The organism is Paenibacillus xylanexedens (assembly GCF_007680605.1).
In the GTDB taxonomy this organism is placed as follows: domain Bacteria; phylum Bacillota; class Bacilli; order Paenibacillales; family Paenibacillaceae; genus Paenibacillus; species Paenibacillus xylanexedens_B.
Map to the genome: position 1 here is coordinate 207,951 of NZ_VEIO01000003.1, position 25,926 is coordinate 233,876.

Consider the following 25,926-nt stretch of genomic DNA (forward strand, 5'->3'; position numbering starts at 1 on the left):
CACCCCGATATGGATGTCCCAAATGCTGCGGCTATTTTCGCCGCTACTTCTACTGCAGTTTCTGTACCTGTGATAGAAATAGGTTGGGGGATCAGTGCTCCCCCATCTGTAAAATAGACATAATATGAACCTGGAGCTGTCGCTCCATTTTCGATTTCCAGTGTTACTACCTGTGCTGTGCCTGCATTGTCTTCAGCATAATCCACATTCCAGCCTATGTTATTCTCGGAGAATACAGCACCTGCGGAACCTTTACTCCACAATGAAAATTCTGACGAATCCTTAAATGCTAAAGCTACTTTCTCTTCACTAGGTAATTTATAACCTTTTATGTATCCTTCTTTTACCGCCCTCTGTACTTCTGAATAATTCCAATCTAAGGCAGACAGATCCGTATAATGTACTCCTGCTTCCTCATAAAATTCAAATTGACGATCAAATTCTCCACGTGTAGTTACATTGTTGGGTGTAAAGGAATCGTCGGAGTATCCTTTGATCAATCCTTTTGAAAGCCATTTATCAATGGTAGGCTGGGCCCAATGCCCTTTAATATCTAAGGTCATATCTTGACCATAGGCAACCCCACCTGACAGACATAACATACTCATAACTAAGATAAATATGTTTACTTTTTGAATCATCCTTTTATAAAACATATATTTCCTCCTATTTAGATATTGATATCTTTCACTTATTGATCAGACAAAGCTTTTCTTCACTTCCTTCCCTTCTCATGTTGAATAGAGACTCTGTGCTTCATTCGACCATTCACTTTCTAATCTCTATAAATAGAGTATAGCATTTTCTGGAAGGTACCATTAATACAAAAAGTAAGATCATTATAGGAATGTAGGTCTTCATGATGAATTGACCTTTTTAAGTAAAGTTAGAATGTGATAAAAGTTAAATTAAAAAAAATCCCCTGAAAGTTAGTACATCGAAACTCTCAGGAGAATTATAGTTGAGATCAGGATGGCTTTTTATTTTTCATAATGTGATACACGTTGCTAAAACTGCCGGAGAGAATGCCGACAATCGGAAAAATCGCCCAGTTAATATCCCAGCGCTGGTAGACGAAACCCGTAAAGAGGAAGAACGCTGTCGCGAGCGGCCAAACCACAGCCTCAACGGCTCGTACCGCTCGTGCCTCTTCTCTCTTGGCTGCATTCAGATGCTGGTCCTCCAGCAACGTCGTATAGGAACCCTGAATATTACCGTAATAGACAAACAAAAACACACCAATCCCCGCTGTAGCCAAGAGAGCCGACACCCCGTAAGCGGCGTAGGTATCATTCACATAGGCCCCTGCAAAGATGAAAACAGGAGACAGGATGCACAGACACACGCCTGTAATGAGAGCCACACGATATGTGAGTGCAAAGCTTGCCTTGCTTCGCTGAAGAGCCATCAGAAGAGAACGAGGGAGCTGGAACCCTTTTTCCATATACTCAAACCGTCCCAGCTTCATACCGCTGTAGATGAACATGCCCACGGCAAGAGCAACCAATACAAACATACCACTCATGCCCAGCACAGAGCCAATACTGACCGTACCTTGATCTGATGATGTACCCATGCTTTCGAACAACGTATCCATTAATATAAGAAAAGCTATTCCCGCTGAGGACAGCCACACGCCCAGCCCCGTCCAGAAGCCTGCACTCCGTTTAGCCGCGAGATAGGCGTGAACCTCTTCTTCGGTCAGCATTGGATATGTTTCCGCAACATCCTCCGTCTGAATACCGAGCTCTTCCATCAGTTCCTCGATGTTGCCAAATTCGGAGATCACAATGCCAACCGCCTCATTCTCCGATCTGCCCTCCTGCTTTAACTCCATATACTTATCTTCCATACCCGAAAGAAGCTCCTGCTTCATGCGCTCCACCTCAGGACTTCTCGGCAATCCCGCAAACATATTGTCCAGATACACCATTATTGTCTCCATATCCGATCACAGCTCCCTGATAAACAGATTAACGACCTCTTGCGTAACCTTCCATTCCTCGCATTTTTCCCTGTAGTAGTCCAGGCCAGCTGGCGTAATCCGGTAATACGTGCGGCGTTTGCCCAGACTTTCATCCTGATAAAAAGATTCAATATAACCGTTTTTCTCCAAGCGGGTGAAGGCCGAATACAGCGTGGTCTCCTTCATGACGTACTTTTCATCGGTCAGTTGCCTGATGTTCTTGGAAATCTCGTATCCGTACGATTCTCCTTCAAGCAGCATATAGAGGATCAGCGTATCATTATACCCCCGTATTACGTCACTGCTAATCACAAAAGGTATTCCCCCTCATTACTTCATCTGTCGTAGTAGTTTGAGTATAGCACATTTACTACGACAGATGAAGTAGTTTGGTTAAAAATAGGCAAAATAAAAATCCGCACCTGATTAGAGGTACGGATTTAAGAGCTATAATTTTAGTCTACGCATGTTCTATCAACCACTTACAAACGGTTCTCCTGCTCTGCATTTAACGATGCCATTACTTAATTGCAGACAGCACATCCAGTAGCATGGACTTGAACTTCGGACGATCAATCGCTTCACAGACACGTACATTTGGCGCTTTACCAAAACGTCCGTTGATATCCACCACGCTGTATCCGCGTGTCAATTCCCCTGCCGCTTCAACATCGACATAATAATGACCAGACTTCGTCATGAGTGACTCTTCTGCGGCTACCGCCATTAACAGGGTATCCGGATGTGTTGTTCCGTTCAATTTATGTACCGACTTGTTGAATTGCATGACCACTTTATTGATCGCAATGAAGAAATCGGAGCCAGAGGTACCGAGTGCTGCAATCTCGGCATGATCGTCATCGTCCATTACGGAATATTGGGTGCACATCTCCCAGCCAACCATCGTAATCGGAATACCTGCATGTAATACAATTTTGGCCGCCTCCGGGTCCACGTAGAAATTATACTCTGCCGCAGGTGTAATATTGCCCAATGCATTGTTCGTTCCGCCCATGATGTATAGATGAGCAATCTCAGGAACGATGGTTGGGTCCTTCTGAATCGCCATCGCAATGTTCGTTAGCGGCGCAATGGCCAGCAGTTCAATCTCCCCTGGATGTGCATGCACCTTCTCGATTATAAAATCAACCGCATGCCCGCTCTCGGGACGTTGATCCGCTTTGGGGAAATGCGCGCCGCCCATACCGTCATCGCCATGCACATCTTCTACCGTACGATGCTGAGCCTGACCATAGGCCATGAGTGGACGCTCGCAGCCTTTATATACCGGAACCTTGCCGCCGTGTCCGGCAACCTGCACGGTGTACAGTGCATTTTCAACCTCTTGGTCAAACTGCACGTTCCCTCCGGTAATCGTAATGCCTTCCACCTGAAAATGATGCAATGCCGTCAGGATCGCAATCGTATCGTCTCCTGCTGTATCGGTATCAATGATGACTCTTCTCATGCTGCCGCGCTCCTTTTACTGTATAGTATTCGTTCTATATCCGCCAAACGCCGCTCGTGTGAATCACCATGTTGATTCAACGGATATATCTATGCGAAACGTCAGGATCTATTTTACATCAAAAACGTACCGATGACGATGGAAACGCCGATGATCACGGAGCGTAACAACTGTGCTACCGCCATATTCCCACGCGCAATCTCGTCACACACCCGCATTTTCGGGATCAGGAAATCAAATATGACATAGACGAGGCACAGAATAAGGATACCGAGGCCCGACCACAGCAGCATATCCAGCCACGCATGCGTTGAGAACGAAACCATACCCACAATAATACACAAACCCAGCAGCTTGCTGCCCATGTACATGCCTGCTGCCTCGTTGCCTTTGGCGATTTCCTCACTGTCGTTATACCGGGTCAATTTGCTAAATGCATAATAGCCCACAATCAACACCACTAACAGAATACCGATCCCCACCGCAACATTCACAAGGTTCAACCCTAGCTTTTCCATTCCTTCTCCTCCTCATCATTCATGGCTTCACGTACAGCGGCTGCGCAATAATACGCCATATCTCCGGTCACTTTCTCCCCGACTCGGGGTAACATTCCGGCAAAATGCCCACCAATCACAAATACTCCTGTCAGCAAATAACCATGGTATTCCCCATCCTCTGTCTGAATGACAGCCTGTTCCATTGGCACAAGTTGCTGATATATCTTAGGCTGATTTTCGTAATAGGCGGCGACCTCTTCGTCCTCGTCCTCATCTTTATTCAGAAGCATATATCCGTCCCCTGTGACGTCTGTCTCCAGCTCCCTTTTAAAATAAGAAAGGGATTCTGCTTGATGATCCAGCAAAACTGTCCCACGCCCCTCACGCCCCCAATAGCTCTTGGCAACGTAAGGTACATCGCTCTGCTCAAATGGCTCCGCGGTGAAGTAGGTTGGCAACAGATAACGTGAGATCACTTCCATCTCCGCCTCGTCAAAAAGCGTAAAGCCGCAGTACTCTGGCGTCTGCTCATTCCGCTCGTACAGCGACCAGATGGTAGCCATAAAACCTTTGCTTTGCATCAGCACATGCTGGACAGGATTCATCAGGCCAAGCTGTCCTTCGCGTACCAGTTCAATCAGAGCAACACCAATGTCCACACCAGTCGTTTCGTCCCGATCCCCAATCAGATATTCCAGCGGATACAGCCGATACAACAGCCTAATCTCGCGGCCCTGATGATACAGTGCTTCTCCTGGCACAATTTCAAGCTCCTCCAGCGGAGCATACTTTACCTCATACCCCGCCTCACGGCAGCGTTCCATCAGGTAGGCGGTGTTCGTACGATCCTCGACATGCTCACCGTAAGAGGTGAATGTGACCGGACCCTCCAGCCCTTGCTCAGCATAAAAGGTTAACCATGATCGGAAGCAGTCTCGAATACGTGCATCCATATGCACAGATGGTGCAGTCCATGTGCGGTCTTCTGTCCGTCCGATCAAAATGCGTTCAAGTGCCGCCGATTCAGGAATGCCTGTAGGCGTGTCGGTATTATTTTCAATACATTTCAAACCCGCTTCGCCAATAATCCAGTCCTGACGTGTGATTCCCCCTGTAACAGCCTCCATACGCGCTGCCGGAATCAGCCCCGGATGTATGCCAAGTGCATGCTCCAGAAACGAATCCGGCATATATCGCTGAATAAAACGCATCACTTTGCCGTAGATCGCGTCCACTGCCCCCGCCGCAGTGTGCAGCTCCTCCAGTTCTTCCGGTGTATAAACCGTCAATGCGGGCACACAGTACTGCTTGCCGTACATGCGATGATAGGGGATCTGCTCACCAGCCCTGCCCGAGAAAATATCCTCATGACTGAACGGCAATGAGTACATTTCCCTCATCCCATCAACCTCCCCCGGATGATGCCGAGAATATTTGCCTGCTTCATGATGTCATTAACCTCCCGAACTTCGGAAAAAGCTGCCAAAGCCGCTCGATTTGGATTTGGACGAGCTCTTATAAGAGCTGCTGCCGTCTTTGCTTCCGCGATAAGAAGATCCGCCGTAATAATAATGACCGCTGCTGGAGTCGTACTCACAGCCCGTATCATATTCGGGGTCACATTCGTCATTGCTGCTACATCCCGCAAGCACCGCAGGCACAGCCAGCATCAGCGAGAATGCAACCAGCTTCGCTTTGGAGCCTGGTTTGGCACTTTCTTCCTTCATTACAGATCCACCTCTTTCATGAAAAACAGTACTTTCTTCCGATCCGTATCCAGCACGGAATACAAAAACTCGTACGTCTTGCCTCCACGTACCATGTAGTGATCCAGCAGCTGTTCGGCCAGTTCCATCGTGTAACCAGAGGATTCCGCAAGCTGCAGTTCCTCAAAGGAACGTCCATTCCACAGCATATATTCCGGGCTGTACATGGAAGACATTTTACACATGCCCAGCGCTGCATCCGCAATAGCAGCACCGTGCCCTTCCGGCATCTGCTGGTCATACGCAGTCACATAAATGGCGTGATCCCGCCGATCCTGACATTCATTGGACAGATGGGCCCATAGTTTGTTTTTCATCAGGGTAGCATCCACCAGCTTACGCATGAACAGTTCATCCCGCGTCACCGAGGCCTGCTCAAGCACGCCCGTTTCTGCCTGTTTATCCTCCGACCAACTGAGATACATCAATGAATAATAAATGGTAAGTCCCTCCCGATCTGCAAGCTCGTAGGTGAGCCGATTCAATATACACAAACGTATTAAACGCATGAGGAGGAAAAAAGTTACACTATTCGCCGAGACATGTAAAATGAAACACAGACATTTATATGATTCTCTATATAATTGTACTCCAGCCTGCATACTCGACAGCCTACATGCCCGCGTAGTTACCTGTTTGCCCACCCATTTTATCCCCCGCTCATGCGCTAACGATCACCACAGAGCTTATTCTGTGGAAAAACACCCTTTCCGAATTCTAACGATCAGGAGAAACGTTATTTCGGAGAAAAACCAGCGAAATCGGCTAAAAGCTCCACATTACTAGTAAATAACGTCCCTGGTGATCGTTAGAATTTTAAATCGCTAAAAACCAGCCGAATAGCGTCTCCTCAGATCGTTAGAATATTCTGATTTACTACCACATAGAAAAGGACTGCCTCATGTCAGTCCATGCACACCAAATGCATCAACCGTGAGACAGCCCTTTACGTACTTTGTGCTCTAATCAGTTTCTTTGTGCTCTATTTAGTTTCTTTGTGCTCTATTTAGTTTCCTTGTACTCTAGTCAGGTCCTTGCACTTGTAGCTATTTACCTTCAACAATCAGCCTTTTATTTATCCCATGTTCGAACCTTACATGTTTTATGATCATCTTCACTTGTTTACAGGCATCTAGAAATATCTCTTTGTTGAAGCAAATGTAGCAAACACCCTCTCCATTCACAATGCTCCAACTATCACATCTCGGCCCATTGAGCCAATAACTCGTCATATGCTGCGGATAACCGTTCCCGCTCGTTCCAGGTCTGCTCCAGAGCTGCCGAATCATTGGCTAACTCTTCAAGCTGCTGATCAAGCTCCTGAATTTGAACCTCCATACGAGCCATCGCCTCCTCCAGCTGCTGAGCAGATTTGTGATTACTACCCTTGCCACCACTTTTGCTTCGACTTCGGTTTTGACTGCTACTGGGGTCACCGTGCCCGCTTCCGACATTCTTGTTCGCCTGTCCAGCATCAAGCTCCGTAGGAGCTTGATCCAACATGGTCTCTCCGCTTGCAGATGCAGCACTATATCCGTCGCCTCCAGCTTCCAGTCGGGTCCGTTGTACCTCTCTGCTTCCCGGCGCTTTCCATTCCGAACCGTGTGCTCTCCTACTTTTTTCGGATTTTCCTACCTCTCGGCTTCCCCACGGTTCACTGGCACTTTTGTTTGCCCCCGTCACCGCTGGCTTTCCATCGATCCCCGTCCCGGTTCCCTTTTCGGCTGCTCTTCTACCGTTTTTCAATCCGTTCCCAGCGCCTGCACGATTTTCCCACGATCCACCTTGTGCTGCACGTGCCTGCAAATCAAGCTTCTTTTCCCGATACGCTTCATAATCTCCGAGGTAGGCTGTCAATTTTCCGTTCTCCAGTTCCCAGACACCTGAGGCAAGGCGATTCACAAAGTATCGGTCATGGGAAATAGCCAGCACGGTTCCTTCAAAACCAGCAAGTGAATCTTCCAGCGCTTCTCTTGAGGCAATATCCAGATGGTTTGTCGGCTCATCCAGCAGTAATACATTGGGTTTGCGATGTACCAGCAGCGCGAGCCTCAGGCGAGTCCATTCCCCGCCGGACAGCTGTCCTATCGAACGAAAAACATCTGCACCATAGAAGAGATATCTCGCCAAAATGCCACGAGCCTCCCCTTCCTCTACGCCTGCTTCCAGACGGAAGTGCTCCAGCACGCTCAGCTTTGGATTCTCAGGCTCCTCCTGCTGGGCCAGATATCCCACATCAACGCGCGCGCCCCATTCCAGCTTGCCTGCATCCGGCTGTTCTTCACCCAGCAACAGCTTGAACAGCGTGGTTTTACCGGAACCGTTACGGCCGATCAAGGCCGTTTTGTCCCCGTATTCCAGTAACGCCGAGACACCTTGTAAAATATCTCGATCACCGTATCGTTTCTCCACGTCTTCCAGCACGGCTACACGTTTACCTGTCCGATCCGTCGGACGCACATCAAAATCCGCATGGCGACGTTCCAGCACAGGACGTTTTACTTGCTCCATCCGCTCCAGCGCTTTGCGCATGGAGGCTGCACGGCGGAAAAACTTTTCGTTCCCGCCGAGACGGCCCCATTCCTCCAGTTGGCGAATGGTTTCCTTCATTTTTTTCATGACCTTCTGTTGCTCTTTGAACTCCTCAAATTGCTTCAGTAGCCGCTGTTCCTTCACCCTCATATATTCGGTGTATCCCCCCGCAGCGGTCTGTGCCTCCCCATCCTCCAATTCCAGAGTGCGCGTCACGACCCGATCCAGAAAATAGCGGTCATGCGAGATGAGAATAACCGTGCCGGAGTAATCCCGCAAAAATCCTTCCAGCCACTCCACTCGCTCCAAATCGAGATGGTTCGTCGGCTCATCCAGCAATAACAGGTCAGGACTAGCAATCAGCTGTGAAGCCAGCACCACACGCGTCTGCTCGCCGCCTGAAAGAGAACCGAAGCGCCATCCGTAATGAGCCTTGGCAATATCCAGGCCATCCGCGACCTGATCAATCCGTGCATCCATCTCGTATCCGCCTTCGCGTTCAAACCGCTCCTGTAGCGCTGCATACCGTTTCAGCAATCTTTCCAGTTGCTCCGGATCTGCTATGCAGGCCGGATCAGACATCTGTTGCTCCATCTCCTTCATCTGGTTACGACAAACGATCAACTCCTGAAACCCAAGGCCCAGCACATCCAGTACAGAATGGTCATCCAGTCCTTCCGGTACTTGGGCAACGTAACCGACACGTGTATCTTTTTTCAACATTAACTGGCCTTCATCCGGCTGGCTTAACCGGGCCATCAAACGCATCAAAGTGGTTTTACCGCTTCCGTTGCGGCCAATCAGGGCAACTTTATCCCCTTCCATAATCTCAAAAGTAATGCCGTCCAGCACCAGATGTGCTCCGTGATATTGTTTCAACTGTTGCGCGCTAATAATGATCATAATAAGGTTCCTCCTATGGATTGGAAGAGCCTGACCGCAACACAAAAAGAGCCGCAGGAGGTTAGCTCCGCGGCCCTTCAGAATTCAAGCAAATATGCTTATCGTCCGAATGAGGTCAAGGCAGGCATCTTCTCGCAAATGTTAACTTCCGTATATTCAAAATTGGACAGACTTCTCCCGTTGTTCGAAAAAGTGTGAACAATGCCAGCCATAGCAATCGGCAGCTGGCTAATACGGTTGTTAAGCATCTCGTGATTCACCTGTCTTCACCTCCCTTTGTCATAAGTAATGTCAATATATCACAGACGGCTGCACCTCTGCAACCACCTCATGCGCCTTGCATCCCTGTCATATGCTGGTGCCCGCATTTTTTATGCAATCATTCTCCGTCAGCCGTCTTCATCTCCTGACTACTCCAGCTACATTCTTACGATCTCCTACGATCTTCTACGATCTTCTACGGCTCTTCTTCCGATTTTCTACCACTCTTCTACCCAGAAGACGAATCACCCCATGTAAGCCATCTTGATATCCACTATATTCTCCAAATTTATCTCCACGCACAGTTCGTCATGCTCATTGATCGCAATTAATGCGTTACCGCTAACACTCAATTTTTTGATGGGGTTGGTATTCTCCAAAAAAATTCCCCACACCAAATGATCTTCTGCATCGGTACAAGCAATGAAGCCTTCATTCCCCATTTGCCCGTCTCCACCAATGATTTTCCCACCCTGATAATCCACACTTGTCCATGCATCCACCATCGTCCAACAATCCGGATTGTACTTTACCATACTCTCAATCGTCGTATCACACAGAGGAGAAACAGACATGGTACGCTCATTGTTGTTAGGGTCGAAATATGTGCGGATATCTAAAATAATGACCGTTCCATCTGCAAAAGCGATGCAATTCACCCCTGGCAACGCTTGCTGTTCGGCAGACCAATGTTCCATGATTAAGCTATTCATCATATGTTCCTTCCACGACGCCGAAGCACCAGAGCCGTAACCGCAACGGTGACCAGCGTCAGCAGTCCTGATGTACCTAATGCCGCGCCAAGGAGCGCATACCCGATGCCGTTCCAACCCCCTATATCGATGCTGATCAAAATAATAACCGCCCCGCCAAGCAACGTCAGACACGGCAAAATGGATTGAATCCACGTCATCCGGCGCCCCTGCACCCGATATACCACCCATTCGATCAATAGTTGAACCAACCACATCCCAAGCGTCCACAAAATAACGATATCCACAAAATCCTCTCCTTAATGTTGGATATTTATATTGACGGCTACAGAGCTATATTACGGTATAACCTCTCCATAGAGCATGAACTAGATTGATTACTTTTTACCCATACATATTCATGCTGTGGCGCTCTTACTTCAGCCAGTCTGCAAAAAAGTTCCGGTACCCTTCTTTCATAACCGTCCTAGAAAAGGCACCAAATGCATACTCGCGGTTGTCCTCCGATACACTGCGCGGCGCAGCCGCAGCCATGTTCACCAATTCAAACCAATTATCCTCGTTGCCGGCAAAGGCATGTGTGGATCTAATATGTCCGTAGCAGGCATGCTCGGGCTTCACGACCATTTTCCCCATCGCCATCGCTTCTGTAAGTGGCATCGCAAACGTATCAAACGCCGAACAGCTCCAGTACACTTTCGCTGAGTTCATCAACGTAAATATCTCATCCTGGGTGAGTGCAAACTTCAGCTTCACGTTGCTTGGGATATCGTATTTCTTCATGCTCTCCTGGTAGCGCACACCGCCAAATACCATGTACACTTCTTTGTCCGGGTTCTGCCGGGCATATTCCAGCACAAGGTCGGGACGGCGGTTCGGCTCATCCCGCCCGATCCAGAGCACGCGGTTATGCACGACCTGACTCGGGTCATAATGGCGGTGCGCCAGCTCTTCGTTGAAGCCAATCGGAATGACGTTCACGTCATGCACGCCGAAATTGCGCCCAAGCTCTCTTTTCAAAAACTCCGTCTGCACAATCGCTTTATCCACCATCGTATAGAATGGCTTCATCATCTCATATCCCGTCAGTGCCGGGTCAGGAAAACTGTGTGGAAACAGAACACTTTTCGGCAAAAACATTTTCAGAAACGTAAATCCCGACACCGTATAGATCACATGCTCAATATTTTGGCTATGGATCTGATCCAGCACGATATCATAATTCACCAGGTCACCCTTCTCATGCTCGTACCCCGGAAGCCAGTCGTATCCGCTCACATGACGCTCCGGCGAGATGAACACGACGTCCACGCCAAGCTCCAGCCCGATCTGCTTCAGTCGATCCGCGAACACCCGCGGCCCCTGAGCCTCCGTGAATTGAATTTTACGCATAACCAGTCCGACTTTACGCAAACTTTTCACCCCTTATATCCATAATGAACTTCAACCGTCTAATCTTTGATCCCGTTCAAATGCTCCATGCACTGCTCCAGCGCCGTAGCCGTTTCATGCCATTGATTGCGCAGCTGTTCCTGCGGCCACACACAGTCCGGATTCCGTAAATCGCCGTCGATCAGACGTAACATCCAGAGCGAGAATACCATCCCATAAGCATCGTACCACTTTGCAAAAGAACCCCGTTCAACCTGAACACCAAGGCTCTCCAGCTTGTCCAGATATACCTTCATGACCCGCGCCCGCAGCCCCGGCGTCATCGGTCGAGGAAAGAGCGGATGCGACAAGTCCAGCAGATGGTATACGTCCCACAGCGGCGTATTCAAGTGGGCATGTTCCCAGTCCAGAATGACCAACCTGCCTTCTACCTCGGCTACGTTGCCGGGATGCAAATCACCATGGCACAGTACTTGCGGAAGCTGATCCCCTGCCGTGAGGATCAGCATGGTGAGTCTGTCCCAGTCCGCTGCAGACAACGTCAGATGCAGTTCGCGTAGCAGTTTGTCCGTTGCTGACGGGTACTGTAGCAGTTCATGCAGCATATCCCGAATGGGCGGCTTATGCCCGACTCGCGGCAGTTCTTGCCACGTTGCAACGGGCAGTCCATGCCAAGCTGCCATATGTGCGGCAACATTCAATATCGTCGATTCGCACAAGTGATGCTCCAGCTGTCCCATGTCCTCGTAGATCATCCAGCTCTGCGAAGGAGCCGCCGCTTGATCCGAAGCCGCGATGAGCTGCGGATATACGGGTGGCAATTGTGCCATCACATGCTCGTACATCCAGCGTTCCCGTCCATGCTGTGCAGGATTCGTCAGCGGTTTGAAAATATAAGTCTGACCCGATTGAACAGTAAACCGTTCCACATGTCTTCCGTTCATGCCCTTATAGAGAATCTGCCTTGCTGTAACCTGCTTTTCATCTATTGTTCCTTCGGATGTCACCCAGCGCTCTGGATATATGTCATTCGCTAAATTCTCCATGTGCTTCATCTGTTGCTTGTCTCTAGTGTTCTCCATATTCCTCATGTCCTCGAAATTCTCTGCGTCCTCTATATTCTCCATGCTCTTCATAAACTCACCCTCCCTTCTGTTTTACCGTTCCGTACAGGATTTCTATTCATCATACGTTGCAGATGAACGGCCCGCAAGAGGGGGGGACTTACTGAGGCAGAGGCGGATCACAAGTGCATTCATCCCACGCTTGCAATATGTCCGCAATTTTTCTCCCCTTGCAATTCGTTCCTTTCCGATCCCTCTGTAGACAATGATATAATGGAATGACAGATTGTGAGGGTACTTGGACATTTACATAGGAGGAACGACCATGGGCATTGTACTGATACCTGAAAAAGTAGATTTCTGCATCTCCACAACCGATCTGAAGGCCATCTATACCGAATCCGGCGGTGTCACTTTGCGTATAGATGTGCAAACGCGTGAGGATGTGCCTCTTGATCATTATCGAGAAATCGAACTCACTTTCGACACCGTTGCTGAACTGCGCTGCATCACGCTTAATTTCTTCGAGCACCATACAGGTCAGGTTGAAGGGATCAGCCAGCAAGACGATGTAGTCGCCTTCTGGGAGACTAACGGGTATCATCCCGATCCCGGCTTCTATCAGGTCGTAGATTCACCCATTCTAGACGAAAAAAGAACGCTCTTTGATCCCCGAAATCGGCTTGATCTGAAGCATTACCTTGTCGCCGGATATGACAGTTATGTTGAGGTTATTGCCTCATCCTATCAGTTTGCGTTGAAGGATAAGAACGTTTACCTAGAATAAAGATACAGTGCGGCGCCCGAATCCAATGCATACAAAAAAAGAACCAGGCCGATCATTCGACTTGGTTCTTTTGGTAACTCAAATTGGTCTTGGTTTTTCTTACCTATTCAAACACAATTCTCCCTGACGGATGCTCAGGCAAAATGGAGGAGGCGAGTTGCCGGACAGCAGGCTGATCCGACTCCAAGATGGAATCCGTGGCATCCCCGGTATAGACCAGCCTTCCCTGATCCATCACGGCGATGCTGTCGCAGATCGTTAGTGCGGCGCGGATGTCATGCGTGATAAACAGATAGGACAGCCCATACGACGCTCGCAACTCTACCAGTAAGGACAGGATTTGAGTCTGATGTACCATATCCAGACTGCTGATCGATTCATCCAGCACGATTAACTTCGGCTTAAGGGCAATGGCTCTGGCGATATTGACCCGTTGTAGCTGACCGCCACTGAACTGATGCGGAAGCTTGCTCGCGTCCTGCGGTGCAAGCCCGACCTGCACGAGAAGCTGTTCAATGGTGCGTTGCTGCTCCTTCGCGGACAGGCGCTCGTAATTGTCCAGCGGCTCGCCAATAATCTGCGCTGACGTCATCATTGGATTCACGGCGGAGTAACAGTCTTGGAAAACGACCTGTAGATCACGACGTAGCCCTTTAAGCACCGTTTTATCCGCTCGATAGATATCCTGGCCTTGAAATAACACCTGACCCTGGCTTGGTCTTTCCAGCCCAAGAATAACTTTGCCCAAGGTGCTTTTACCTGCTCCACTCGTTCCAAGCAGTCCTAAACACATGCCTTCTTCAATCGTAAGCGAAACATCTTCGAGAACAGAAGGGCGCGATCCCGAGCGCTGGAGCCAGCTCCGCTTGCCATAGCTATGACTTACTTCATGTACGTGTAACATCCGGTTCATCGCCCTCCTTCCTTCGTTCTTAAACCACTCATCCTGTTCCCTTATGAACAATGACGGAGAACCCTGCTTAATGCCTAAGAGCCCTACTCGGCCTAGCATTGAGCAACATCCGGGTGTACTCATGCTGCGGATGATCAAACAATTGATACACATCTGCCTGCTCGATGATCCGCCCCTTCTGCATAACCGCCACTTCGTCTGCCATCTGTGAGATAACACCTAGATCATGCGAGATGAGCAAAATAGACGTACCGTGCTCCTTGCGAAGTCGATCCAATTCCCGGAGCACATTCAACTGATTCACGACATCCAGTGCGGTTGTAGGCTCATCTGCTATAACCAAAGCAGGCCGCAGACACATGGATACGGCAATCATCACTCGTTGCAGCATGCCTCCGCTGAGCTGAAACGGATAACGTTTCATCAGCTTTGCCGGATCTGGAAGTTTCATATCAGCCAGCGCATCAATGGCCTGTTCCCGTGCCTCTGCTTTGGATATCTTCGTATGAGTTCGCAGCGTTTCAATGAATTGAGAGCCGATCGTATATACGGGGGTAAAAGCATTCATCGGATTCTGCATGATAAATCCGATATCCTTGCTGCGTATGCGCCGCATTTCCTCTTCGGATAAGTTGCCAAGCTCCCTTCCGTTCAGACGGACACTGCCTGACGATTCCATCCTGCGAGGATGTAGCAAACGCATCAGCGCATTACAGGTGATCGTTTTGCCGCAGCCACTCTCACCAACAAGGCCGAAGACCTGCCCCTTTTTCAAATTCAACTGAACAGGTTCCAGTAACGGGACGGCTCCCTTCGCTGTCTTGAGCTTAACCTCCAGATCACGCACTTCAAGTACAATCTCTGCCTCGTCCATCGTCACATCCCCCTTGTCCAGTTTATTTTCACGATTACTTTTTGGAAATGCCATAACGATCAGACAGTGCTTCTCCCAAAATGTTAAACGTCATCACCACCAGCAGAATGGCTACACCCGGATAGATCATCAGTTCCGGATGACTGCGAATATACCCTGTGCCTTCATGAATCATGGCTCCCCACTCCGCGTTAGGCGGCTGAATACCAAGTCCAAGGAAAGACAGTGCCGAGATATCCATAATCGCCCAGCCCATCTCCAGTGTACCCATGACCACGATAGGACGCTGCACATTGGGAATGATATGTTTACGAATGATCGTCCAGGTGGAGGAACCGCTAATTCGAGCGGCTGCGATAAAGTTCCGTTCCTTCAAGCTAACCACCATGTTTCGGCATATCCGCGCATAATGCACCCACTGTACCATCATGAGCGCCAGCAGGATCTGCATCAGACCCGGGCCGAAAATCCCCACGATGCCCAGCACCAGTACCAGCTGTGGAAATGCCAATATGCCCTCACATAAACGCATCAGAACATTGTCAATCCAGCCGCCCAGATAACCGGAGATCGACCCAACGATAAGCCCGATCACCAAAGACGACAGGAAGATCATCGTTGCAAATCCAATTGAAATCCGTGCTCCATAAAGAAGTCTGGAGAGGTTGTCCCTGCCCAGATGATCTGTGCCGAGCCAGTGATCGGCAGATGGGTCCTTTAGCTTCTGCAACAGGTTAACTTTGACCGGATCATGCGGTGCGATCCATGGAGCCAATAATGCCAGAATGAAGAAAAGCAGTACAATCGCAGCGCAAATCCAAATTACTTTTTTTCCTCGAAACATCGTTTGCCATCGGTTCATCAATGCTCTGCCCGTCCTTTCGCCGAAATCCGCGGGTCCATATACAGCTGTACCAGATCAACGATCAGATTACACACGATGAACAGACATGCCGAAATAAAGACATAACATTGGATCACCGGAATATCCCGGTTAAAGATCGCTTCTACAAAATAACGCCCGAAACCCGGCCACGAGAAAACCTGTTCTACGATAATCGTTCCGGTTAACAGCCTGCCCATGGTCATGCCCATCCCCGTAATAAACGGGGTAATGGCAATCTTAAGTACATGTTTCAGCATAATGACCCGTTCACGTATGCCGCGCGTTCTGGCGTATTGCACATATGCTTCCTGCAATTGTTCGAGTACACTGGTACGCAGCATACGGGTGTATAACGCAATCATCACCATAGAAAGCGTAAGCGTAGGCAATACCAGGTTCTCCCAAGAGCCTCGCCCTTCGACGGGGAGCCAGTCCAGTTTCACGGCAAAAAAGAAAATGAGCAGGTAACCTAGCCAGAACTGCGGAATGGAAGCACCAAAATAAGAGATCGCCCGGCTGACCATATCAATCCAGCTATTTTTGTATACCGCCGCCAAAATTCCGAGAGGAATACTCACCAGTGCAGAGAACAGAATGCTCCACAAGGCCAGTTCTGCTGTAGCCGGGAACTTATCCTTGACCTCATCGATCACCGGTTTATTCGTGAGATACGAGGTACCAAAATCCAGCTGGGCCATCCTCTTCAACGTATCCACATACTGAGTGAGCAAAGGCCGATCCAGACCGAATTCATGTCGCTTCTCCGCCAGCAGCTCTGGTGTTGGATATATATGTGCAGCTGTCAGATATGCTTCGGCTGGATCAACCGGTGAAATGTGGATTAGCCCAAAAGTGACAAGTGTAGCGATAAAAACGATAGGAATGATCGCGATCATTCGTTTACCTATATAGCCGATCACCAAACTTTCCTCCCTTTTACCATGCCACACAAGCTCTTGCTGCCTGATGTGTTACGTGTTCATTACTACGTTTTTGACGCTCATCAACTATGATTATGGATTGCTTAACTGCATCCCCACAAACGGATTTTCATCACGATTCGCCGGGAAGACAAACTTAGCAATTTTCTTCTGATATACGGCTGTTTTCTTCACATAAGAAATCGGTACAATCGCCGATTGGTCCTGCAATGTCGTCAGAATGGATGTATACAGTTCCTGACGTTTCTTCTCGTCTGTAGAGGACAGTGCTGCATGCACCTGATCGTCCAGTTCCTTTTTCATAGGCAAAGCAGTAAGTGTCTCGGAGATTCCGAATCCCGGGCTTGCTACGACGTTAATGAAGGAGTGCGGATCGTACGGTGCACCATAGTTGTACCAGAAGTACAGGTCGAAATCATTGGCTTTCAGACGTTTGATCTGTACCGTTAGTTCAAGTCCGGTAAGGTTTACTTTAACCCCGAGCTCGCTCCATTCGGCCTGAATGGTTTCGCCCATCGCTTTCTGAATCGGGTCGGTTTTATCAAAAATCAATTCAAACTCCAGCTTCTGTCCGTCTTTCTCACGCACGGTTCCGCCTGCCGGCAGCTTCCAGCCTGCTTCATCCAGCAACGCTTTGGACTGCTCCACGTTATATTCGATCGGTTTCAGATCCACATTGGTATATGGATAGTTTTTGGACAGTGCCGTATCAGCCGGTTCTTCCAGACCCGATGTGACACCTTCTACCATTGCTTTTTTGTTAAAGCCCTGTTGAAGTGCCTTCCGCACTCTCACATCAGACAACTTCGGATTCGAAGAGTTAAGCAACAGGTCACGAGTACCTACAGGGTCGGACAGTTCGCTTACATATTTATCGTTCTCGCGAAGCTGCTGGAATGCATCCAGACTGATCACGCCTTCACCGTAAATCAGATCCAGGTCGCCTTTTTCAAAAGCAAGCACACGTGTCTCTGCATCAGGGATGATTTTGACCGTAATCTGATCAAACGCCGGTGCAGTACCCCAATAATTCGGGTTACGTTTGAAGACCGCGTACTCATCCTGCTTATAGTCAGCCAGCATCCATGGGCCCGTACCTACTGGTTCCTTGATGCCTTTGGATGTATCCCCATCATCCGGGAATCCGGCCGCACCCAGGAAACGGAACGGGCGAACAACGGACAAATCCTGAAGCACAGGATAATACGGCTCCGTAAGTGTCATGCGGAACGTATGATCATCTACGACCTCGGTTTTGTCCAGCACGCCAACGATGCCAAGCCAGCTATGTGTTTTTTTATTTTTCATCACGGAGTCAAAATTCTTTTTCACAATTTCAGCGTTAAAAGGTGTGCCATCGGAAAATTTCACCCCTTGGCGCAACTTGAATGTATAGACTTTGCCATCATCAGAGATGGTCCATGACTCCGCAAGTGCCGGTTCCAGTTTACCATCCTTCTGGTAACTCACCAGTGGTTCATAGATCATGGATTGGGCAAACAATTGGGACGGATTGTACGTATGTGGATTCATGGTACCGATATCCCGTGGCCACGACATCGTAATCGACTTCGCCGAAGCCGCCTGATCGCCTGAAGCTGAAGAAGATTCTTTGCCACTTCCTGTATTACTGCAGCCTACAATAACAAGCAGCAACAACAACGTTGTTACCAGTATGAAGGCTGAGGATTTGCGATGCTGAGAGAACATAAACATTGAACCCCTTTTCTATATGCTATATTCTTGATAATGATTCTCATATTCATTCATTAAGAATAGGCAGGAGACCGCCTTTTGTCAACAAAAATCGACATAATATGCACACCTATTAAATCTTTGAAGAAAGCCATCTTTGCTCGTTGAGAAAGCTTCACTAGATATAATATCTCCAGCCGGGATACGTTCTAAAAAAAACAATAAGCTGTTCCGCTTCTTACTCGCGGAACAGCTTATGTTTGAATTCAAATATTCCATGCTGCTGTGCATTTTCATTCTCGCTTAAAGTTTAACCTTATTCACCTTGGTCATATAGCAACTTACGATACAGGATCGCACTGCAGTATAGAATCAGTAGCTTGTCTTCAGCCAGTTGTCTTTAGACCAAGTTAACTTTCCTGCTCCTGCACCGTTGGAAGCAGTGAGACGTGCATTCAGTGTGGATGGATCGTCCGTTGTATACGTATAAGGAAGAGATGAGAATCCATTCCAGGAGAACGGTTTAATTACGGCCGGAACAGGTGCAAGCGGACTACCTGCCGTATCACTATTACCACGGAAGGAGCTTCCGTCCAGAGAGTACATCGTATCGAGCACGCTGATTTTACCGGTATATGTGGCGTTGGTCGGGTCCGTCTGATTGTTGCGTACAGGGTACTGTACATCCTTGATTACTGATTTTTCAACCAACACAGCGCCACTTTCGGTAGAGATAGCGCCATTGCTGGTAATCCCAAATTTGTAGCCTTTAGATGCAATGGCTGTGGCCATAGCGTTAGTAATACGCGCTTGAGCTGAACGGGCACCCGAAGCATCCATGATGATGTTATAGGCATGGGCATTACCGCCACGCAGACGCGGCATGCGATCCTGAATGTCTTTATACAGGTTATGATGCAGAGTAATCGACAAATTAGCGTTAGCGGATTCCAGACTGGTTGCACCGACGAGATGTCCTTTTTTCTGCGGCCCAGCAATAGCGATGATGTCATTCTTGTTTAAGCCGACTGCACTGCTACGCAGATGGTTATACATTGGATAGGAAGATTTATTGGCTTCCAATTCGTTAATCTGACGGGTAACCCAGCTGTTCGCGCTACCGTCATCCCCTTTGAAGGTGGACCAGGAGATGGTTACACCGCTGGTTCCTTTTTTCGAATCGACGAGTCCGTCATAGGCTTTGTTAAACGTGCAGTGATCGATCCACACGCCGCTACTGTCCTCAAGGGTGATGTAATCCCAATCGTTTTTGTCATAATCCCCTTTGGTGGATTCATCCCATTCCCACAGCTCATCGAATTCCAGGTTACGAATAATCACGTTAGAGCTTCGTTTCACCGTGATGGCAGCGTGTTTGATCTTGGAGCCATTAGCCGAGAAAATGGTTAGTCCGTTGAAGCCGTCCACCGTAATTTTGCTGACACCCGTCTGCTTCAATACCGGATGTGTCAGTGCATCGTTATGCTTCGCGAAAGGCGAAGTCTGTGCCGCGCTTGGAATCTCGTTCCATCCTAGATTGAGGTCGTTCATAATTTCAACGACTTTGACACCGGAGTTCTTTTTCAGAGCCAGCGCCAGGTCGGTGGCATTATACACTTTTTTATACGCGGATGTGTTTGACTCACTGATGATTCCACCGCCCGTGTTGCCTTGGGAGAAACCGGTCAGGTTGTAATCCGCATTGCCTGCTGCCTGCACACTCGCAGGTCCGGATAATAAGGTGAACCCCAGCGTGAGGGCCAGAGCCGTGCTGCATAAGCTTCGTACTGTTTTTTTCATCGAATTGATTCCTCCCGATAGTATAATGTTGAATGATGAGTTGTCCTTCCTGTCCCTCTGCGGCATGTCGTGTCGCAAGTGACATATTCACAATGTAAATCATGGAAGCGATTACAACAATAATCCTGATTTCACATTCCTGTGAGAACGGCTGACAGGATGCAAATGGTACCCGAAACAACCTCGCATCGTATCAACTTAACTTGTATGACGGGATTTGAGGGTGGAATGAGAAATCGACGAAGGGAATAACACGTGTATAGATAAGTGAAATAAAAAAGACAGGACCGCATCTAGTGCAGACCTGCCCGATTTTACTTTTTGATTGAACGTGTCCAGAAGCCGCCATGGAACTGTTTGGGCTCCACGGTAATGACAAAAGCTTTGGGATCGAGAGCCAGAATGGTCTGGTAGAGCAACTTCTGGTTTTTACGTTTCGCCAAAATCTCCATGACCAGCCGATCTCCGTCACGTCCGCTGCCTACCCAAGCGGTAACACCATACCCCTTGTCCCGAAGCGCATTGGCAACATTGCCGTCCATCTGGTTGCAAATCACTTTCACGGTAACATATCCAAGTGCAATCTTTTCCTCAATCCATGCTCCAAGCAGTACTCCAAGCCCGTATCCCACGGCGTATACAATCAGCGCAGATGGCTGGGTCAAATAGCTAAGTACCAGATTCAAGCCCAGCACATAGATTACAATCTCACCCATACTGATCAAGGCAGCGATGTATTTCTGTCCTTTGAGCGTTAAGATCATGCGAAGGGTGTAGGCCGATACATATACAATCTGAATCAAAAAGATAAATAACAAAATTTTAAGCAATGACGATCCCTCTTTCCTAGACCTTTTCGATGAATCGGGGCCTTTGTTACGTGCTGCAAAGCGAAAACTTCTAGTTCATTGAAATGCATTTAACAATCTAAGCTCATGCGGTCCATCATATTCTTCTATCTCCATCATTGGACGTTATGCCCTCTTCTTAAACGGCTTCATGTAAATTTTCAGTATGCCGGAACTGCCATTATAAGACCGTTTGTATCGATGTTCAACCCGGCGAAGGTCCCAGGGGCGTAATAACGGTAGCGTGAATATGATGTATGAAGCACATTGGATTTAGGGTGATTCCTTATCCTTTTCGAGCCCATGCAAGAGAAATGTTCGAGCGCAAAATATAGACGGGATGCAGGTTTTATAAGGAAATCAGTTGCCTTTGGTGAGTACGGCACGGATGAACTTCAAAGGAGGAGTGTTCCATGGAAATATGGCGGGAAATGGAGCAGGAAGGTATGGAAAAGCTTGTTTTTTGCCACGATTCCTCCAGCGGACTTCAAGCAATCATTGCCATTCATAACACAACTCTTGGCCCGGCTCTGGGTGGATGCCGCTACTGGGCCTATACATCCAAAGAAGAAGCAATCCGGGATGCGATAAAGCTGGCCAAAGGCATGACTTACAAAAATGCCATGGCAGGTTTGCCTTATGGCGGTGGTAAGGCTGTTGTCTGGGATGTGACCGGTGCTTCGGAGCAGATGACGACGGGGGAACGGATTGACGGGGGACTGGTAGACACCGTGAAGAGCAATATGCTTGATAGCGTGCTGATAGACTCGCATGAAGCTGATATGTTTGATGAGGCACTGCTGGACTCGGCTAAGGGAGACACGTTTGCAGAAGCGCTAGCGGACTCGTCGAAGAATAATGCGCTGGGCAAGATGCTGGTAAACTCAGGGATGGACGAAGCAGACGAAGCTTTCAACGGGATGGTAGCGGATACTTCAAAAGACGAAACACGAGGCCGAGCACAAGCACAAGCACAAGACAAAGTGTGGATGGACACAACGAAAGATGGCTCTTTTAGCAGGACGCAAGCAGACTCGTCAGTGAATGGTACGTTTGGCGAAGGTCTGGCAGATCCAGCGAAGAATAAAGACATTCGTGCATCGCAGTTTCGGGCTCTCGGGCGGTTTCTGGAGCGATTACACGGTCGCTTCGTGACAGGTTTGGATCTGGGCACAACGGCGGCAGACATGGACCAGATCCGGGTGGAGACGGCATATGTGACGGATACCACGGGTTCCCTTGGCGCACAGGATGACTTCACTGCCGACATGACCGCCTACGGCGTGTACATCGGCATTGTCACCTCTCTGCGCCACCAGGGCGTAGCCGATCTGCAGGGCATTCCCGTTGCCGTCCAGGGACTGGGCAAGGTCGGGTATGCCCTGTGCCGTTACCTGCATGCAGCCGGGGCACGGCTGATCGTGGCAGACGTTGTACCGGAACGTGTACAACGTGCCCTTGTGCAGTTCAGCGGCGCCATCTCGGCCGATCCGGCCCGTGTTCACGCCGCTGACTGCAAGGTGTTCGCCCCCTGTGCCCTAGGGGGCGTGATCACCCCGGCGACCGTGGAGGAGCTTCGCTGCTCCATTGTCGCCGGGGCGGCCAACAACCAGCTGAGTGAACGACAGCTGGTTGCTGGCCGCATGCAGGCGCGCGGCATTCTGTACGCGCCTGACTACGTGCTGAGCGCAGGCGGCATTATCAGCACCGCCTGCGAACTGCAGGGAGCTGGGCCTGACCTGATCCGCCAGAAAGTGGCGGGGATAGCAGGCACGCTCAGCAAGGTATACGCAGAGGCTGCGCAATCTGGAATCTTCACAGCAGATGCAGCCGATCGTCTGGCCGAAGCTATTCTCGAATCAGGCCAGACCGACTAGACCCAATAAGTCACACTTAAAACATGTCTGTCTTTCATGGATGAGGTGAGTACTGATTAGCATTTTATCCGGAGATTCGCAGAGCTCTTTATTCTAAACAGTTCCCCACGTGCTCTTACACTTACTCTTACACTTACATCTACACCTGCACATGCACCTATATCTGTATCTGTATCTGTATCTGCATCTGCATTACACTAACGTCTGCAACACCAGTTAGTTGTCACCACATTCTAACGATCACAGGAGATGTTATTTGGCCCATTTTGCATGTTGCCCCAAGCTAACGATCACCAGACACGCTATTTTGCAAAATTCAGCTCTTTTTCGGCCTAAAACATCCTCTTTTGCAGCAATAAGCTTCCTGGTGATCGTTAGAATTCCCAAGGGCCACTTTTCACCCAAATAAGCTCATCTGAGATCGTTAGAATCACACCTAGAGTTACTTGTTGAGTTACTTATCCATCTACTGTACCTGGATTACTTGTTTGAGTTACTTATCCCCCTCTACTACTCGTCAGGTTACTTGTTTCAATCACTACTGCACACTGGCCTACTTGTATGATTTACTTATCCGATTTACCGCGTATCGGGTTACTCACTGTACCTGTTTCACTCGGTTCACCTACTTCATTTACGCTGTTTACTCCGTTTTCTTTATTCACTTTGTTTTCTTTATTCACTTTGTTTTCTTTATTGACTCCGTTTTCTTTGTTCGCTTCATTTCTTCATCCAGTTCAATTACTTTGTTTGCTTACTTATTTCATTTCTTCCTTTATATCATTTATTTCATTTCTTCATTTCTACCTTTACTTCATTTCTTCATTTCTACCCTATACTTCATGCACTTTATTTTAAACCTTACTCCATCCCTTACTTCTTCCCCTGATTAACCACCCTTGTTATGTAACAGAGCCCCGCGTGCGGTTAATTGCAAGCCGCTCACGGGGCGAAAATATATACTCACTTCCATCAATCTTGCTTAGACTCACTACATCGAATTACACAACTTATGCCTTCAGCAAGTTCAACCAGAGTAAGAACCCTGGAAAGCTCCTCGGCAGACTCCAGCTCAAACGACTACAGACGACTTGACCACTGGTTTCTTCACACGATACAACAGCGTCCACAGCAGCACATTCGCCACAATCAAGATCACGCCGTACATCCAGACACCTCCGGAGAAAGAACGGAAAAAGACATGAGCACCCCACAGTAAAGCGAACACAGGTAAAGCAGCGAAAATATACCACCCGTCACTTTGCTGGGCCACACTGAACGATTGGGAGAACGGCGGCTTTTGTAGCATAAACTTCCCGGATACCGGGATCAGAGCCGTAGCTGTGAGCAGAATAATCGCAATATCTGGCAAAATTCGAAGTCCGAATGTCCATGTGAACACAACCGCATTCAGCAGGAATACAGGTATGAATATGTTGCTTAGAAATGCCTTCAGGGCGCCTCGATATAATACATTTTCATTAGCCATTGGCGCGGCGCGAAAGATCCATGATGCCTTGTACTGACCAGAATATTTCAGCATGATTACGATCGTTACCAAAAGAACCAGCATAATATATAAGGTGTACATAAATGAACTTTGCCTGAATTCCGTCCAGGTCGATGATTGTAAAGCGGTATACCAAAAGATATAAGGCATTACTAATGAAAAACCTAGCGAAGGATACACTTTCAGCTTGAACTCCCGCTCATTGCGCATCATGCTGGCTGACAGACGAAAGCAGGCTTGCTCCTCTGTAGAGCGACTGAACAGCTTGGCAAGCATGCGATCCCAGTTTCCCCGGCGGCGGCTGGATGTCTGGCCGGAGTGGGCCATTTTTTCCAAATACAGCTCGAAGGATGGCATAAGCTTCACATATACAATCAGGCAAACCAACGGAACAACAACAGCAAGCGCTGTTAACGTATAGATCCACCCCCCGCCATGACCTGCGAATAACCATTCGTATGCAGCAGCATACCATAGCGGAGGTAAGAGCAGTTGCCACCATTCCGGCGTAAAAGCTACTTTAAAATCAATCATATCGAAGGAACGAACGACAAACTGATATCCAATTGCGATCCCCACGGAAAGCAATATCTGCACCATATTGATCATGTCTTTCAACTTCTCCCCATCCAGAAACTTCATCATGAAGAGATAGATGAGGGATGTGGTCACCAAGATCAGTATGCTAATCAGAATAATCTGAAACAGAAAGATCAGGAAGAAACCAATTCCGTGCGTAACCAATCCGGCAATGAGCGGCGCAGCCGTCACTGAACCTGTCAGCAGCACCAGATAGACCCCCGCATGAATAGCTCGGGCCATTCCCACGGTTCGCGCATTGACGGGTTTGGTCAGAATAATATTGCGATCCCGGATGTCCAGAAGCACCGATGAAAAATCGGAAATCATCGACGTCATAATCATAAACATCAGCACGCCAAACAGAATGCCCATCTGAAGCATGAATTGCCCTGTATTCCAGACGACAAAGGGAACCATGATTGCTCCCATCAAGGCATACAGCCAGAGAGAACGAACATACTGGTTACCTTCTTTGTTCTCCTTACTCTTTGACCTTCCGGCCATAATCGTAGGCACTCTGCGCTGATCCATCTGGAACTTCACCCGTAAAATGAGGCGTAGCACGTCATAATCAGCACCCGTCTTGGTGATAATCGGCCGAAAACGATCCATAATCTGGAGCGTACGAAAATCGGAGGGTTCCGCCAT

24 protein-coding genes and 1 pseudogene are annotated in these 25,926 nt (G+C 48.5%); 3 read left to right on the top strand and 22 right to left on the bottom strand.

The genetic code is table 11. The features are described 5' to 3' along the window. The 14 genes from FS818_RS18735 to FS818_RS18795 form a co-directional block, all read right to left on the bottom strand. Positions 1 to 641: S-layer homology domain-containing protein (locus FS818_RS18735; protein WP_186375542.1), on the bottom strand; the 641-nt coding region annotated here is incomplete at its 3' end. 326 nt (positions 642 to 967) lie between these two features. After that, positions 968 to 1,945 carry a permease prefix domain 1-containing protein gene (locus tag FS818_RS18740; RefSeq protein ID WP_145333653.1) on the bottom strand — a complete coding sequence of 326 codons (978 nt, stop codon included), beginning with the start codon at positions 1,943 to 1,945 and terminating at the stop codon, positions 968 to 970. Positions 1,946 to 1,951: 6 nt separating this feature from the next. Further along, positions 1,952 to 2,278 (bottom strand): PadR family transcriptional regulator, encoded by a 327-nt coding sequence (locus FS818_RS18745; RefSeq protein WP_090921618.1) that lies wholly within the window; start codon positions 2,276 to 2,278, stop codon positions 1,952 to 1,954. Positions 2,279 to 2,486: 208 nt separating this feature from the next. Further along, entirely contained in the window at positions 2,487 to 3,434 is a 948-nt protein-coding gene (locus FS818_RS18750) for a nucleoside hydrolase (protein WP_145333654.1), read from the bottom strand. 113 nt (positions 3,435 to 3,547) lie between these two features. Beyond that, on the bottom strand, positions 3,548 to 3,952 hold the full coding sequence (locus tag FS818_RS18755) for a DUF350 domain-containing protein (RefSeq protein WP_145333655.1): 405 nt from the start codon (positions 3,950 to 3,952) through the stop codon (positions 3,548 to 3,550). Beyond that, positions 3,940 to 5,334 carry a glutathionylspermidine synthase family protein gene (locus FS818_RS18760; RefSeq protein WP_145333656.1) on the bottom strand — a complete coding sequence of 465 codons (1,395 nt, stop codon included), beginning with the start codon at positions 5,332 to 5,334 and terminating at the stop codon, positions 3,940 to 3,942. The genes FS818_RS18755 and FS818_RS18760 overlap by 13 nt, the downstream gene beginning before the upstream one ends. A gap of 54 nt (positions 5,335 to 5,388) precedes the next feature. Further along, complete coding sequence (locus FS818_RS18765) at positions 5,389 to 5,661, bottom strand: hypothetical protein (protein ID WP_145333657.1); 273 nt, start codon at positions 5,659 to 5,661, stop codon at positions 5,389 to 5,391. Further along, positions 5,661 to 6,209: a hypothetical protein gene (locus tag FS818_RS28880; protein WP_260989914.1), complete on the bottom strand. Its 549-nt coding sequence runs from the start codon at positions 6,207 to 6,209 to the stop codon at positions 5,661 to 5,663. Before FS818_RS28880 ends, FS818_RS18765 begins: the two co-directional genes overlap by 1 nt. A gap of 688 nt (positions 6,210 to 6,897) precedes the next feature. Continuing rightward, on the bottom strand, positions 6,898 to 9,135 hold the full coding sequence (abc-f, locus tag FS818_RS18775) for a ribosomal protection-like ABC-F family protein (RefSeq protein ID WP_145333658.1): 2,238 nt from the start codon (positions 9,133 to 9,135) through the stop codon (positions 6,898 to 6,900). Positions 9,136 to 9,233: 98 nt separating this feature from the next. Further along, positions 9,234 to 9,395, bottom strand: coding sequence for a hypothetical protein (locus FS818_RS28885; RefSeq protein WP_186375543.1), 162 nt, complete (start codon positions 9,393 to 9,395; stop codon positions 9,234 to 9,236). 246 nt (positions 9,396 to 9,641) lie between these two features. After that, positions 9,642 to 10,109 carry a hypothetical protein gene (locus FS818_RS18780; protein WP_145333659.1) on the bottom strand — a complete coding sequence of 156 codons (468 nt, stop codon included), beginning with the start codon at positions 10,107 to 10,109 and terminating at the stop codon, positions 9,642 to 9,644. Further along, a complete protein-coding gene (locus FS818_RS18785) occupies positions 10,109 to 10,396 on the bottom strand; it encodes a hypothetical protein (protein ID WP_145333660.1) in 288 nt (95 codons plus the stop codon). The genes FS818_RS18780 and FS818_RS18785 overlap by 1 nt, the downstream gene beginning before the upstream one ends. Before the next feature lie 127 nt (positions 10,397 to 10,523). Continuing rightward, positions 10,524 to 11,522, bottom strand: a complete 999-nt coding sequence (locus FS818_RS18790; protein WP_145333661.1) for a glycosyltransferase — start codon at positions 11,520 to 11,522, stop codon at positions 10,524 to 10,526. Positions 11,523 to 11,560: 38 nt separating this feature from the next. Then, entirely contained in the window at positions 11,561 to 12,637 is a 1,077-nt protein-coding gene (locus FS818_RS18795; protein ID WP_145333662.1) for a phosphotransferase family protein, read from the bottom strand. Positions 12,638 to 12,890: 253 nt separating this feature from the next. Here FS818_RS18795 and FS818_RS18800 point away from each other — a divergent pair, with 253 nt between their 5' ends. After that, the gene (locus FS818_RS18800) at positions 12,891 to 13,352 is read left to right on the top strand and encodes a hypothetical protein (protein ID WP_145333663.1); all 462 of its coding nucleotides are present in this window, start codon (positions 12,891 to 12,893) and stop codon (positions 13,350 to 13,352) included. A gap of 103 nt (positions 13,353 to 13,455) precedes the next feature. Here FS818_RS18800 and nikE read toward each other — a convergent pair whose 3' ends face one another. The 7 genes from nikE to FS818_RS18835 form a co-directional block, all read right to left on the bottom strand. Further along, a complete protein-coding gene (nikE, locus tag FS818_RS18805) occupies positions 13,456 to 14,256 on the bottom strand; it encodes a nickel import ATP-binding protein NikE (protein WP_145333664.1) in 801 nt (266 codons plus the stop codon). Positions 14,257 to 14,332: 76 nt separating this feature from the next. Beyond that, positions 14,333 to 15,139, bottom strand: a complete 807-nt coding sequence (gene nikD / locus FS818_RS18810; RefSeq protein ID WP_145333665.1) for a nickel import ATP-binding protein NikD — start codon at positions 15,137 to 15,139, stop codon at positions 14,333 to 14,335. 34 nt (positions 15,140 to 15,173) lie between these two features. Then, complete coding sequence (gene nikC, locus FS818_RS18815; protein ID WP_145333666.1) at positions 15,174 to 16,001, bottom strand: nickel ABC transporter permease subunit NikC; 828 nt, start codon at positions 15,999 to 16,001, stop codon at positions 15,174 to 15,176. Further along, positions 16,001 to 16,945, bottom strand: a complete 945-nt coding sequence (gene nikB, locus FS818_RS18820; protein ID WP_090921753.1) for a nickel ABC transporter permease subunit NikB — start codon at positions 16,943 to 16,945, stop codon at positions 16,001 to 16,003. Before nikB ends, nikC begins: the two co-directional genes overlap by 1 nt. Positions 16,946 to 17,038: 93 nt before the next feature. Next, positions 17,039 to 18,676 carry a nickel ABC transporter substrate-binding protein gene (gene nikA, locus FS818_RS18825; protein ID WP_145333667.1) on the bottom strand — a complete coding sequence of 546 codons (1,638 nt, stop codon included), beginning with the start codon at positions 18,674 to 18,676 and terminating at the stop codon, positions 17,039 to 17,041. Between the two features lie 357 nt (positions 18,677 to 19,033). After that, the gene (locus tag FS818_RS18830; protein WP_145333668.1) at positions 19,034 to 20,461 is read right to left on the bottom strand and encodes a pectate lyase family protein; all 1,428 of its coding nucleotides are present in this window, start codon (positions 20,459 to 20,461) and stop codon (positions 19,034 to 19,036) included. Positions 20,462 to 20,775: 314 nt separating this feature from the next. Next, positions 20,776 to 21,291, bottom strand: coding sequence for a DUF2179 domain-containing protein (locus tag FS818_RS18835; RefSeq protein WP_145333669.1), 516 nt, complete (start codon positions 21,289 to 21,291; stop codon positions 20,776 to 20,778). 431 nt (positions 21,292 to 21,722) lie between these two features. Between FS818_RS18835 and FS818_RS29355 the strand changes: the two are divergent. Together FS818_RS29355 and FS818_RS29585 are read left to right on the top strand one after the other, a co-directional pair. Beyond that, positions 21,723 to 21,983 (top strand): annotated as a pseudogene (locus FS818_RS29355) (Glu/Leu/Phe/Val dehydrogenase dimerization domain-containing protein); the annotation flags it as partial. A 216-nt stretch (positions 21,984 to 22,199) separates the two neighbouring features. Further along, positions 22,200 to 23,186 carry a Glu/Leu/Phe/Val dehydrogenase family protein gene (locus FS818_RS29585; RefSeq protein ID WP_397351794.1) on the top strand — a complete coding sequence of 329 codons (987 nt, stop codon included), beginning with the start codon at positions 22,200 to 22,202 and terminating at the stop codon, positions 23,184 to 23,186. 1,072 nt (positions 23,187 to 24,258) lie between these two features. Here the strand turns inward: FS818_RS29585 and FS818_RS18850 are convergent. Next, positions 24,259 to 25,926, bottom strand: coding sequence for a hypothetical protein (locus FS818_RS18850; protein ID WP_145333670.1), 1,668 nt, complete (start codon positions 25,924 to 25,926; stop codon positions 24,259 to 24,261).